10 protein-coding genes are annotated in these 12,615 nt (G+C 64.4%); 6 read left to right on the forward strand and 4 right to left on the reverse strand.

The annotated features are described in order from the left end of the window. Nucleotides 1–6: 6 nt before the first annotated feature. Nucleotides 7–684, forward strand: a complete 678-nt coding sequence (locus AC1DLO_RS10910; RefSeq protein ID WP_476889757.1) for an acVLRF1 family peptidyl-tRNA hydrolase — start codon at nucleotides 7–9, stop codon at nucleotides 682–684. On the opposite strand, the gene AC1DLO_RS10915 is transcribed toward AC1DLO_RS10910, so the two are convergent. Next, complete coding sequence (locus AC1DLO_RS10915; RefSeq protein ID WP_476889758.1) at nucleotides 668–1,840, reverse strand: PucR family transcriptional regulator; 1,173 nt, start codon at nucleotides 1,838–1,840, stop codon at nucleotides 668–670. The genes AC1DLO_RS10910 and AC1DLO_RS10915 overlap by 17 nt on opposite strands. Before the next feature lie 180 nt (nucleotides 1,841–2,020). Here AC1DLO_RS10915 and AC1DLO_RS10920 point away from each other — a divergent pair, with 180 nt between their 5' ends. From AC1DLO_RS10920 to AC1DLO_RS10935, 4 genes are read left to right on the forward strand one after another with little or no spacing between them, the layout of a single operon-like run. Beyond that, nucleotides 2,021–3,514: an amino acid permease gene (locus AC1DLO_RS10920; RefSeq protein WP_476889759.1), complete on the forward strand. Its 1,494-nt coding sequence runs from the start codon at nucleotides 2,021–2,023 to the stop codon at nucleotides 3,512–3,514. Continuing rightward, nucleotides 3,511–4,785, forward strand: a complete 1,275-nt coding sequence (locus AC1DLO_RS10925; protein WP_476889760.1) for a M20 family metallo-hydrolase — start codon at nucleotides 3,511–3,513, stop codon at nucleotides 4,783–4,785. The genes AC1DLO_RS10920 and AC1DLO_RS10925 overlap by 4 nt, the downstream gene beginning before the upstream one ends. Beyond that, nucleotides 4,782–5,606, forward strand: a complete 825-nt coding sequence (locus AC1DLO_RS10930) for a nitrilase-related carbon-nitrogen hydrolase (RefSeq protein ID WP_476889761.1) — start codon at nucleotides 4,782–4,784, stop codon at nucleotides 5,604–5,606. Before AC1DLO_RS10925 ends, AC1DLO_RS10930 begins: the two co-directional genes overlap by 4 nt. A gap of 8 nt (nucleotides 5,607–5,614) precedes the next feature. Continuing rightward, nucleotides 5,615–7,327, forward strand: coding sequence for a flavin monoamine oxidase family protein (locus AC1DLO_RS10935; protein ID WP_476889762.1), 1,713 nt, complete (start codon nucleotides 5,615–5,617; stop codon nucleotides 7,325–7,327). Between the two features lie 75 nt (nucleotides 7,328–7,402). Here the strand turns inward: AC1DLO_RS10935 and AC1DLO_RS10940 are convergent, their stop codons facing one another. The 3 genes from AC1DLO_RS10940 to hisS form a co-directional block, all read right to left on the reverse strand. After that, the gene (locus AC1DLO_RS10940) at nucleotides 7,403–8,179 is read right to left on the reverse strand and encodes a GNAT family N-acetyltransferase (RefSeq protein WP_476889763.1); all 777 of its coding nucleotides are present in this window, start codon (nucleotides 8,177–8,179) and stop codon (nucleotides 7,403–7,405) included. 84 nt (nucleotides 8,180–8,263) lie between these two features. After that, complete coding sequence (gene aspS / locus AC1DLO_RS10945; RefSeq protein WP_184735013.1) at nucleotides 8,264–10,060, reverse strand: aspartate--tRNA ligase; 1,797 nt, start codon at nucleotides 10,058–10,060, stop codon at nucleotides 8,264–8,266. A gap of 159 nt (nucleotides 10,061–10,219) precedes the next feature. After that, nucleotides 10,220–11,578, reverse strand: a complete 1,359-nt coding sequence (gene hisS / locus AC1DLO_RS10950) for a histidine--tRNA ligase (RefSeq protein ID WP_476889764.1) — start codon at nucleotides 11,576–11,578, stop codon at nucleotides 10,220–10,222. Between the two features lie 208 nt (nucleotides 11,579–11,786). Between hisS and AC1DLO_RS10955 the strand changes: the two genes are divergently transcribed. Continuing rightward, complete coding sequence (locus tag AC1DLO_RS10955; RefSeq protein WP_476889765.1) at nucleotides 11,787–12,596, forward strand: peptidylprolyl isomerase; 810 nt, start codon at nucleotides 11,787–11,789, stop codon at nucleotides 12,594–12,596. The last annotated feature ends 19 nt before the right edge of the window (nucleotides 12,597–12,615 follow it).

The raw sequence follows: 12,615 nt of genomic DNA on the forward strand, positions 1-12,615 counted from the left end.
ATCGACGTGGAGACCCGGCCGTCCGGCCCCAACGAAAAGCAGCCGCCACCGGCAGGGCGCACCGCCTTCATCCCTGGCCCCCGCTTGCCTGGTTGGGTGGAGCGTTTCGCCGCGAGTCATGGCGGGCTTCAGGAGGAGCCCGACGACGGCGGCACGCTTCTGCGAGCCGCGGACGGCGCCGTGGCGCTCCTGAAAGCCCCATGGCCCGTTGATGGAAGGCCCGGCAAGGGCACGAACGCGGTTGAGCGTTTGGCGTCCCTTGCTTCTCAGGAAAGGCAGCTCGGAATCATCCTGGTCCGGCGGGGCGGGTACGCAGTGGGGGTCGTGAGCGGCGGCAAAGTGACTGCGTCCAAATCGGGTTCCCGCTACGTCCAGTCGCGGTCCGCGGCAGGAGGATCCTCGCAGCAGCGGTTTGCCCGGCGTCGCGAGAATCAAGCCAACGCGCTGACGGAAGCTGTGGCCGGACATGCCGCCCACGTCTTCGCCGGGCAAGGAATTGAATACCTCGTCGTGGGCGGGGACGCCGCACTGTCCGCCGCGGTCCTGGAGGAAACGGCGTTGAAGGAGTACGCGTCGCGGAAGCGGTTGCAGCCTCTGGCAGTCGCCGACCCCAACGCAACCGTGCTTCGCAGGGCTGCGGCGGATGCGTGCGCCGTGCGGATCGAGGTCACGGATCCGCTGTAGCGTCCCGCAGCGCCAACACCGCCAGCGAAAGATCGGTGGGGTTCTGGAGGTCCAGCCCGGTGTACCGTTCGAACGCCGCCAGCCGGTTCACCACCGTGTTCCGATGACAAAAGAGCTTCCGTGCCGTCTCCACCAGGCTTCCTGTCCCGAGGAACGTCGTGGCCGCTTCAAGGATGCGTGCCCGTTCCTGCGGTGCGCAGCCCTGCAGCTTGGGAAACACGAGCTGTCCCGGATCGCAACCGAGCTGGGACAATCTGTGCCTGGTGATGGACAACCACCTGTCCTTGAGGGTGAAGACGCCCACGCTCCCCATCGGCAAATCGCGCATGATTTCCCGGGCGGCGGCAGCCGAGGTCCTCACGCTGCCGAGCCCTTCGGCAAGTGGCGCCACGGCTACTGCCATGCCATCGAAGAGCGTTGACTCTTCACGGGCGAGTGTGTCGCCGAGCTGCGCGTGGCTTTGGCCCCGCCTGTGGATCACGAGGGTGTGGTGGCCTTGATCGAAGGTAAAGAGCGCTTCCATCTTCTTGGCCCGGTGGCGCAGGCGGCGCTGTACGGTCAGGCTGTCTTCCCTGCTGACCGCGACAACAACGAACCGTGCGCCAACATCGACGCGCAAGGCTCCGGCGATCCGGGCAAGATCCGACTCCGATGGTTCACCTGGCGCCATCAGCTGCGAGAGGTACTGGTGTTCCAGATCAGCGTTGGCCCGCTCGATGTCCTCCAGCTCGGCAATGTAGCGCTCCTGGACCCGTGAGGCAAAGGTGTCCACCGTGCGCCACACGAGTTCGGTCCTGCTGACAAGCAGTGCCGGATCAACGGCCAAACTGGATGCCGACAAGGCATCCCAGAGTACCGAAAAGTCCAACCGGATCGCCCGCACGAGGCTGTCCAAAGGGAGCCCTTGCCTCGCGCGGCGCTTGCCCAGCTCCGCCGCGATGGATTCGAGGGCTTCCATGTCCGTTCCACCGTCCTGGAGCACTGCGAGCATGGCCACCAAGGAGTCGTGGCTGCTCCGGCGGATGTCCTCGATGGTCAGCCCTGATTCGCTGTACACCGGGTCCTGGAGGATTCTCGCGATGAATGTATCCACCATGCCAGAGAGCAGCCCGGACAGAGCCGCAACCGCGCTCCGCCACTTCTCATCGTCCGTCATGACACCTCCACCGCGTTCTTTCATCATGCCTCCCGTTGCGGAATTTCTACTTGTACTTTCGTACATTAATTGGCTCCGATTCGAGGTGATGTTGTCATTGGCCGCGATGCCGTTGCTTGGGACGATCAATGTCAGCCGTTTTCATGGCGGCTCCCCAAATTTATAGGCCAGGAGTTTTCGATGACTACCAACATCCCTGTCGAGGAGCGGCCAACGGCTGTCCGCTCCGATGAACAGTCCGGATACAAGAAGGGCCTGTCCAACAGGCAGGTGCAGATGATCGGGATGGGCGGCGCAATCGGCACCGGCCTCTTCCTTGGCGCTGGAGGGCGGCTTGCCTCGGCTGGTCCCGTCCTTCCTGTCGTCTACGCGATCTGTGGCGTCTTTGCCTTCTTCGTCCTGCGGGCCCTCGGCGAGCTCGTCCTGCACCGGCCGTCGTCGGGCTCATTCGTTTCCTATGCAAGGGAGTTCTTTGGCGAAAAGGCCGCCTACGTTTCGGGTTGGGTGTACGCGATCTCCTGGGCGCTGACGGCGATCGTGGACATCACGGCCATCGCTGTCTACTTCCATTACTGGACTGCGTTCAGCAGTGTCCCCCAGTGGGTCCTGGCCTTGGCTGCGCTGGCAGTTGTCACTGGCGTCAACCTGATTTCCGTCAAGCTTTTCGGTGAACTTGAATTCTGGTTCGCCATCATCAAGGTGGGCGCCCTCGTGGCGTTCCTCATCGTCGGCGGAATCTTCTTCGCCGGGAACTTCCCCGTGGCCGGCCACAGTCCCGTTTTCTCCCTGATCGTCGAAAACGGCGGGCTGTTGCCCAACGGGCTCCTGCCGGCCGTCATCATCGTCCAGGGCATCGTGTTCGCCTATGCGGGTATCGACCTGATCGGCGTCGCAGCCGGTGAGACCAAGAACCCCGCGAAGGTCATGCCCAAAGCCGTCAACGCAGTGATCTTCCGGATCGCCATCTTCTACGTCGGGTCTTCGGCGCTGCTGGCCCTGCTGCTTCCCTTCAACGCCTACAAGGCCGGCGAATCGCCGTTCGTGACCTTCTTCGCCGCCATCGGAGTCCCGGGCGCCGGGGACGTGATGAACTTCGTGGTCCTGACCGCGGCATTGTCAAGCCTCAACGCGGGCCTGTATTCCACCGGACGCATCTACCGTTCCATGGCCCAGACCGGCACGGCACCCAAGTTCATGGAACGGATGAGCCGCGGCGGAGTGCCGTACGGCGGGATTCTGTTCACCGCAGCCATCACACTATTTGGCGTCGCGCTCAATGCCGTGGTTCCGGCCATGGCCTTCGAGATCGCCCTCAACGCGACGGCCCTGGCCATCCTGTGTACCTGGGGAACCATCGTGCTGTGCCAGCTCAAGCTCTACAAACTGTCCCAAAAGGGGCTCATGCTCCGTCCCGCGTTCCGAATGCTCGGCGCTCCCTGGACGTCTTACCTGACCTTGGCCTTCCTTGCCGCCGTCATCGTCCTCATGGTCTTCGATTTCCCGGTGGGGACGTACACGGTCGCATCGCTCGCCATCATTGTCCCGGCGCTCATCGCCGGGTGGTTCGCCGTCCGCAAACGCGTGCACGAACTGGCGATCATCAATCCCGGAAGCCACGTCCTTCCGGTCATCACCTCCACACCCAAGAACGAAACGGAAGGCTCCTCATCATGAGCACCCCTATTGTCGGAATGAACACCGGACTCACCGCAGCCGAGGCCTTCCTCCGGGACTTCCGCAGCCTCTCCGCCATCGGCGAGACCCCTGGCCATGGCGTGGACCGGCAAGCAGCAACCACCGCTGACGCACAGGCCCGGACTTGGTTCACGTCCCTCGCCGCCCAGTACGGCTTCCGTACCGAAACGGACCGGGTCGGCAACCTCTACGCCCTTCTGGAATGGACGCCGGGCGCACCCTACGTGCTGGTCGGATCCCATCTGGACAGCCAGCCGACCGCCGGCAAGTACGACGGCGCCTACGGCGTGGCTGCCGCCCTGCACGCCGGCCGAAGGCTAGCGGAGTCCACCGTGCCCGGGGAGAAGCCCAAGTACAACCTGGCCGTCGTGGACTGGTTCAACGAAGAGGGCTGCCGCTTCGCGCCTTCCATGATGGGAAGTTCCGTCTACACCGGAAAGCTCCCGGCCGAAACCGCCCTCGTCATCACCGACGTCGATGGCGTCACCGTACGCCAGGCGCTGTCCGCCATCGGCCAGCTGGGCACCGGCAACGGACCCCAGGCGGCGGCCTACGCCGAGATCCACATCGAACAGGGCAGGTCATTGGAGGACTCCGCAACCACGATCGGTCTGGTCCACTCCTGCTGGGCCGCAGCCAAGTACAGCGTCACCGTCCACGGCGAGCAAGCCCATACCGGTTCAGCCGTCATCGCCGACCGCAAGGATGCCCTTCTGGGTGCATCCCGGCTTGTGGTCCTGCTGCGCGAGATTGCGGACCATTTCCCGGGAGCGGTGCTGCACACATCAGTGGGACAGCTGACCGTCTACCCGAACTCCCCGGTGGTTGTTCCGTCCAAGGTGGAGCTCGTCATGGACATGCGCACGGCAGACGAGGACGTACTGGCGGCTGCCAAAACGCTGCTCCGTGCCGGCATCTCCCGCATCGAGGTCGAAACCAACGTCGCCATCGACGTCGTGGAATCCCACGCCTGGGGAATCAACCCGTACCAGCCCGCCGGCGTCGAACTGGCCCGCGAATGCGCTGAGAAGCTCGAACTGAGCAACACGCCCGTGTTCACCCTTGCCGGCCACGACTCCATCAACATGAAGGACATCGTCCCCACCGTCATGCTGTTCGTCCCCAGCGTGGACGGCATCTCCCATAATGAGCGCGAGTTCACGCACGACGACGACGCCTGCGCGGGAGTGGACATGCTCACCGAAGTGGTCGCCCGGCTTTGCCGCGGGGACCTGGACGGGGCGATATGACAATTGCGCACGAGCCGGAACTGCGTGTGGCGGTCCTGCAGGCCACCGGCCTAGTTAGCTCGATAACGGAAAACCTCCGGCGCATCGCTTCCCGGGCGCAGGAGGCCCGGCGACGCGACGCGCAGCTCCTGGTCACCCCGGAGCTGTTCGCCAGCGGCTACGCACCGACCCTGGTCCACGGCACCGACGGTGCGGCGCATCGGGAGCAGCTTGCGGCCATCGCCGTCGAACACGGCATCGCACTCGTGGCCTCCACTGTGGAACATGAGGAAGACAGGCACTACATCACCGCCTCCCTGTTCGGCCCCGACGGCACGGAACTGACCCGCTACCGAAAGCAGAACCTCTTCGGCGGCGACGAAAACTCCGTGTTCTCGCCCGGAACCGAGCCGCCCGCCGTCGTCGACTTCAACGGCGTCAAGCTCGCCCTGGGGATCTGTTTCGACGTCGAGTTCCCAGAATTCGTGCGGTCCACCGCCCTGGCGGGCGCTGAACTGTTGTGCGTGCCGACGGCGGTACCGCTGCGAGCCCCAGACGTCTCCAGGGAGCAACCTTTCGACACGCGGCTGATCCCCTCCATGGTGGTCCCCACGAGGGCGCTCGAAAGCCAGCTCTTCATCGCCTATGCCAACCACGCCGGCCCGAACTTCGCAGGGCTGAGCACCATCGCCGACCCATACGGCAGGCGCCTGGCAACCGCGCCCGGCGAAGACGAACTGATCTTCGCTGACGTGAACCTCGCGGTCCTTGCCCAAGCGCGCCGGGACACCGACTACCTGGCCCGATTCATGACCAACGAACCCTCCGCAATAGACCACTAAGGACACCAGTGACCATCGCAGCCACAAGCACTCCGACTGCACCCGCGGCCCCAACCGCAGCCGCCCCCATCACCATGCTCAACCCGGATTTCCCGTTCCCGTACGATGGCTTCCTCGCGCACCCGGCAGGGATCGGCAGCGTCCCCGAGGCCGTGCGCGGCACCGAAGTGGCCGTCATCGGCGCCGGTCTTTCCGGTCTGGTGGCTGCCTACGAATTGATGAAAATGGGCCTCAAGCCAGTCATCTACGAGTCCTCCCGGATCGGAGGCCGGCTCCGGGGCGGCACCCAGCCGGGACAGTCCGGTCCCGTGGCGGATCTTGGCGGTATGCGCTTCCCTCGTTCGGGACGGTCCTTCTTCCACTACGCCGACAAGGTGGGGATCGAAACGCAGCCTTTCCCCAACCCGCTTACCCAGGCTGCCGGCAGTACTGTGATCGAACTCGGAGGCCAGGCGCACTATGCCGAAACCGCCGCGGATCTCCCACAGTTCTTCGGCGACGTCGCCGCGGCCTGGGACGACTGCCTTGAGGAACGTGCCCACTTCACCGCGATGCAGGAAGCTATCCGCAACCGCGACCTCGCGACCATCAAGAGGCTCTGGAACGAGTTGGTCCCGAAATTCGACGACGTCTCCTTCTCCGGCTACCTCGCCACCTCCAAGGCCTTTTCTACCGTGCCCTTCGAATATCGCGAGGCCTTCGGTCAGGTCGGCTTCGGCACGGGCGGCTGGGACACCAACTTCCCCGATTCCTTCCTGGAGATCCTGCGTGTGGTCTACGTGGACGCCGACGCCGAGCAGCACCGAATCATCGGTGGCGCCCAACTTCTGCCGGAGCGGCTCTGGAACCACATTCCCGAAAACCTCGCGCACTGGCCGGTCGGCACCAGCCTGGCATCGCTGCATGGCGGTCATCCCCGCGGCGCCGTTGTCGCCGTCGCGCGCGTGAAGAACGACGGCGGCGGCCCCGGCGACATCGCCGTCACGGACCGCTGGGGACGAACTACCGAATACCCTGCCGTCATCGCCACATGCCAAAGCTGGTTGCTCTCGGCGCGCATAGACGTCGACGAATCGCTCTTCAGCCATAAACTTTGGACCGCGATTGAACGCAGCCACTACATGCAGTCGTCCAAGACCTTCGTTGTTGTCGACCGGCCCTTCTGGAAGGACATCGATCCGGAAACCGGGCGCCAGGTCATGAGCACCACCCTCACGGACAGGCTCACCCGTGGAACGTACCTCCTGGACAACGGACCCGGCCAGCCCGCGTTAATCTGCCTGTCCTACACCTGGAACGACGACGCGCTCAAGTGGCTCCCCTTGGATGCCGACGAACGGGTGCGGCTCATGCTTCACTCCCTCAAGCAGATCTACCCCGCGGTGGACATCGCCTCGCACATCGTCGGCGATCCCATCACGGTCTCCTGGGAGGATGATCCCAACTTCATGGGCGCCTTCAGCGACAATCTCCCCGGCCACTACCGCTACCAGGAACGGCTCTACACCCACTTCATGCAGGAAGGCCACCTTCCGGAACACCGTGGCATCTTCCTCGCAGGAGACGACATCTCCTGGACGGGAGGCTGGGCCGACGGAGCCGTGACCACAGGCCTCAACGCGGTGTGGGGCGTGATGAACCAGCTGGGCGGCTCATCCCCGGCGGAGAACCCCGGCCCCGGTGACCGCTTTGAGGAACTCAAGCCCATCCGCCTCCCGTAGTCTGCCCCGGCGGGGACTGGACGGCCGAAACGATTGTGATTTTGGGGGCCGCCCAACCCTCTCCGGCCACGCCCCCTAACAGCCGGACAACGCCCGCTGGGGCCGTGCCTGCCGGTAGAGGTACCGGCCGTGCTCCGCGAATCCGGCGCCCTCGTAAAGGGCCTGGGCGCCGGTATTCGAGGCCATCACCAGCAGCCAGAACTCCACGACACCCCGGCGGTTGCCCGCCGTAAGAAGCGCGTCGAGCACTTGCCGCCCGTAACCACGGCGGCGGTGTGCGGCCGTGGTGGCCATGCAGTAGATACCTGCCCTGCCGTCCACCAAGGCGAGGCGCCCGACGGCGGCCGGGTCGCCGTCGTCGTCCCTCACGAGGGCATAGATCGACGGACAAGACGTCAAGATGTTCCGCGCAATCTCCAACTCGGCGTCTCCGCCGCGCCCGTCGACGGACCACCACAACCGGAGCCACTCTTCGGAAGGCTTTTCGGAGATCTCGACTCCCCCAGCGAGGGGTTCGAGCGACGCCACAGGGCTGCCCGGGCGGATCATGATCAGCGTTTCAGATTGCCGGGTGAATCGTTGCGCATCAAGTACCGCGTTCAGGCCGGTGCTGCGTTCATCGTCGAAAATCTGGAAGATCAGCGGGAGGCGCCTTGAGCGATACCACTGGGTCGCGGCCCGGACTGCCGATTCGTGGTCGCTGGCCTGCTCCCTGGGCCAGACCGAGTTTGCCCGCTGCGTGACGCCTCCAGAGGCGCGCATGACCCAACCTCCGGAGTCCTCACGATCCTGGGCCGGCCAGGCCCGGTCCATCAGCTCTTCAATCAATCCAAGGCTCATTTCTTGGGCCATGTGTTCTCCTCAAGGCCAATCGCCGTCATCATACGCCGAAGGCCCCCGCAGCGGCGGAGGCCTTCGGCTTACTGCTACAGTTCGTTACTCGGACTTGCCCTGGGACTTGGCTGCCGGGGGCTTGGCCTCAGGCTTGAAATCGACTCCGGCTTCCTTGCGCTGCTGCGCCGTGATGGGCGCCGGAGCAGCGGTCAGGGGGTCGTAGCCGCCGCCGGACTTCGGGAAGGCGATGACGTCGCGAATGGAGTCGACACCGGCCAACAAGGCCACAACGCGGTCCCAACCGAAGGCCATGCCACCGTGGGGAGGGGCGCCGAACTTGAAGCCCTCCAGCAGGAAGCCGAACTTGGTCTGCGCGTCTTCCTTGTCCAAACCCATGAGCTCGAAAACGCGCTCCTGGACATCACTCTCGTGGATACGGATAGATCCGCCGCCGATCTCGTTGCCGTTGCAAACGATGTCGTAGGCGTAGGACAGCGCCGATTCAGGGTCCTTGTCAAACGAGTCCAGGAACTCTGGCTTCGGAGAAGTGAACGCGTGGTGCAGGGCCGTCCACTGGCCGCCACCCACCGCGACGTCCCCGGAAGCGACGGCCGCAGCTGCGGGCTCGAACATCGGGGCGTCCACGATCCAGACGAAGGCCCAATCCTTGGGATCGATCAGGCCGGTACGGTGGCCGATCTCGACGCGGGCAGCGCCCAGCAGCGCGCGGGACGGGGACTTCTCGCCGGCCGCGAAGAAGATGCAGTCGCCCGGCTTGGCTCCCACAGCGTCGGCCAGTCCGGCACGTTCGGTGTCAGTGAGGTTCTTGGCAACGGGGCCCGTGAGCTCGCCGTCTTCCTTGAACAGCACATAAGCGAGACCCTTGGCGCCACGTTGCTTCGCCCACTCCTGCCAGGCGTCCAGCGCACGGCGGGCCTGCGAGGCTCCACCGGGCATGACAACCGCGCCAACGTAGGGTGCCTTGAAGACGCCGAAGTTCGTGTCCTTGAAGAACTCCGTCAATTCGGTCAGTTCCAGGCCGAAGCGCAGGTCCGGCTTATCGGAGCCATACTTGGCCATGGCCTCGTGGTAGGTCATGCGGCGGATCGGCGTCGGGATCTCGACGTCGATCAGCTGCCACAGTGCCTTGACGATGCTTTCGCCGAGCTCAATGATGTCGTCCTGATCAACGAAGCTGGCTTCGATGTCCAGCTGCGTGAATTCCGGCTGGCGGTCCGCACGGAAGTCCTCGTCGCGGTAGCAGCGGGCGATCTGGTAGTACTTTTCGAAACCGCCCACCTGGAGCAGCTGCTTGAAAAGCTGCGGCGACTGCGGAAGCGCGTACCAGGAACCCGGCGCCAAACGCGCCGGAACCACGAAGTCGCGGGCGCCTTCCGGCGTCGAACGGGTTAGAGTGGGGGTTTCGATTTCCACGTAGCCCTGCTGGTGGAGCAATTCGCGGGCAACACGATTCGCCTCGGAACGCAGGCGCAGGTTATGGGCGGGGCCCGGCCGGCGCAGGTCAAGGTAGCGGTGCTTGAGGCGTGCTTCCTCACCGACCTCCACGTGCTCATCGATCTGGAACGGCAAGGGGTCCGAGGTGTTGAGGATCACCACTTTCTCAGCGATGACCTCGATCTCACCGGTGGCAAGAGCGGGATTCTCGTTGCCTTCGGGACGCTTGCTGACGGTGCCCACGATCTGCAACACGTATTCGTTGCGCAGGCCGTGGAAGACCTCTTCCTCGCGGACAACCACCTGGGCGACACCGGACGCGTCACGCAGATCGACGAAGGCCACGCCACCGTGATCGCGGCGGCGGCCTACCCAGCCTGCCAGGGTGACGGTCTGTCCAATGTGCTCGGAACGCAAGGATCCGAGGTCATGTGTGCGCAGCACAGCATTCCTTTCAACATGATTTTCAGCGGATCATGACAAAACGATCCCGTTCGAGTTTACCCGTATGGATGAAGCGTCGCCCCACCAGGCGCGGCGCCGACCGGTTGATGCCGGCAGGCTGGCGCCTGCGGGCATCAACTCCCGGGTATCGGCTCGCGCCTAGGGCGTGGTGATGCGGACGTGCAGGTCCTCGGCGGACGGCTCCCAGCTGGCAGGATCCGCATCCACCTGTTCTCCGGTGCGGATGTCCTTCACTTGGTGCTTGCCGTCGTCGTCCGTGAACCAGACAAAGGGGATGCCACGGCGATCGGCGAACTTGATCTGCTTGCCGAACTTTTCGGCCTTGGCCGCAACTTCGGTTGCAATCCCCCGCCCGCGCAGCTGGGCCGCGACGTCCTGGGCGGCCGACCAGCTTTCGTCGTTGTTCAGCGCGACAAGCACGGCCGTGGGAACCGAGCGGGACGCGGTCGCGAGTTCCTGGCTCAGGATCCGGGATACGAGGCGGGTCACGCCGATCGACAGCCCGACGCCGGGGAACTTGCGGTTGCCCTTGCTGGCGAGGGCGTCGTAGCGGCCACCGGAGCAAATCGAACCGAGCTGCTCGTGTCCCACCAGGATGGTTTCGACGACGGTACCGGTGTAGTAATCCAAGCCCCGGGCGATGCTGAGGTCGGCAACAACCTTGCCGGGGGCACGCTGCACGGCAGCCTCAATGACTTGTTCCAGCTCGCTGAGGCCTTCCTCGAGCAGTTCGTCCGTCACACCGAGGGCACGGACCTGCGCCACAAACGAAGTGTCCTCAGTGCGGATGCTTGCAAGCTTCAAGGCAAGTGCCGCCTGCTCATCCGTGGCGCCAAGCTCGCTCCTGAGCAATTCGGCAACCTTCGCTTCGCCGATCTTCTCAAGCTTGTCGATGCTTCGAAGCACGCCCGCAGTGTCCGTGAGGCCGATGCCACGGTAGAAGCCCTCGGCCAACTTGCGGTTGTTGATGCGCAGGCGGAAGTCCGGGATGGGAAGGGCACTGAGGGCTTCTGCAATGACGAGCGCGATCTCGACGTCATAGCGGAACGGCAGTTCGCCGTCCCCCACGACGTCGATGTCCGCCTGCGTGAACTCGCGGGCGCGGCCTTCCTGCGGACGTTCTCCGCGCCACACCTTCTGGATCTGGTAGCGGCGGAACGGGAAGGCGAGGTAGCCGGCGTTTTCCACGACGTAACGGGCGAACGGCACCGTGAGGTCGAAGTGGAGGGCCAGGGCGTGGGGATCAGTCTTGTCCGACTTCCCGCCCTCCGCGGCGGAGTCGTCCTCATCTTCCTGCAGGCGGCTCAGTCCGTAGACCTCTTTGTCGATCTCGCCCTTGCGCAGGAGCTGGCCGACCGTCTCGACGGCGCGGGTTTCTATGGAGGAAAAACCATGAAGCTCGAAGGTCTTGCGCAAGGTGTCCAGCACATGCAGTTCCACCAACCGCTCCTGGGGAAGCCACTCGGGGAATCCGGACAGGGAGGCGGTACGAGCCATGGTGGAATTTTCTCCTCAATGATTGCGCGGGCCGGACCCGCCCCAAAGAACCACGGGCCGATTCGGCTCAGGATAGGCGGGCGTCCAGCCAGTCATGCATAAACTATGTGCGGCAGCCAGTTTATGCTTTCGGCGCGTGCACATCTAATGCAGGCCGTTTGCTTGGGTTGCCCGTGATGGAAGCTTGTCCAGACAACCAGGAGGACTCTTGGCTACAAGGCCGCGGGACAACCGTGAAGCCAAACGGCGCATCAGGCAAATGCAAGCCAAGCGCGAGCTTCGGCGTGCGCAGGGCAAGCGGCGCCGCCGGGACAATGTGATCGCCGTCGGTGTGGGTGCCGCCGCACTGATTGCCGCCGTCGTACTTCAACTCACCGTGTTCAACTCGAACCCGAGCGAGTCGGAATTCGCAGCGGCGCAGGCCGGTCTCAGCTCACCGTCGGCGTCGCCATCCGCCACCGCGGCTCCCTCGTCGAATAGCGCGGACATTCCCAAAGCGGACACCGCGGCAGGCAAGACTTTCACCGGCCAACTCAGCCTCAACGGCGGGGCCGTCGGAGTCGAACTCGACGGCACCACGGCTCCCCAGGCGGCCGCCGTGTACAAATCCCTCACCGATGCGGGCTACTACAGCGGGCTCAAGTGTCCTCGCCTGACCACCGGCGACAATTTCGCGGTGCTGCAATGCGGTACCAAGGGCGCAGACACCACTGATGACCCCAACTTCCACTGGGGACCGCTGGAGAACACGCCCCCCGACAACAAATACCCCGCTGGAACCATCGCCGTCGCGCGAACCGGGAACAACGCCTACGGCAACGGTCACCAGTTCTTCATCGTGTACAAGGACACCGTCATCCCTCCGGATTCCGCCGGCGGATACACGATCGTAGGCAAGGTCACCAGCGGAATGGATGTTGTGACGAAGATTGCTCAGGCGGGCATCAATCCAGGCACCAGCGCCACGGACGGCGCCCCTGTGGCACCTGTCACGATAGACTCGTTTTCTCTGAAGTAAACAGTCCGGACAGCGGTCC

Source organism: Arthrobacter sp. 01T419 (genome assembly GCF_056398865.1).

Bases quoted from the DNA above. Each gene is read 5' to 3' on its own strand.
- AC1DLO_RS10930 (WP_476889761.1), top strand. From the start codon at position 4,782: ATGACAATTGCGCACGAGCCGGAACTGCGTGTGGCGGTCCTGCAGGCC.
- AC1DLO_RS10940 (WP_476889763.1), bottom strand. From the start codon at position 8,179: ATGGCCCAAGAAATGAGCCTTGGATTGATTGAAGAGCTGATGGACCGG.
- hisS (WP_476889764.1), bottom strand. From the start codon at position 11,578: ATGGCTCGTACCGCCTCCCTGTCCGGATTCCCCGAGTGGCTTCCCCAG.
- AC1DLO_RS10925 (WP_476889760.1), top strand. From the start codon at position 3,511: ATGAGCACCCCTATTGTCGGAATGAACACCGGACTCACCGCAGCCGAG.
- AC1DLO_RS10915 (WP_476889758.1), bottom strand. From the start codon at position 1,840: ATGACGGACGATGAGAAGTGGCGGAGCGCGGTTGCGGCTCTGTCCGGG.
- AC1DLO_RS10920 (WP_476889759.1), top strand. From the start codon at position 2,021: ATGACTACCAACATCCCTGTCGAGGAGCGGCCAACGGCTGTCCGCTCC.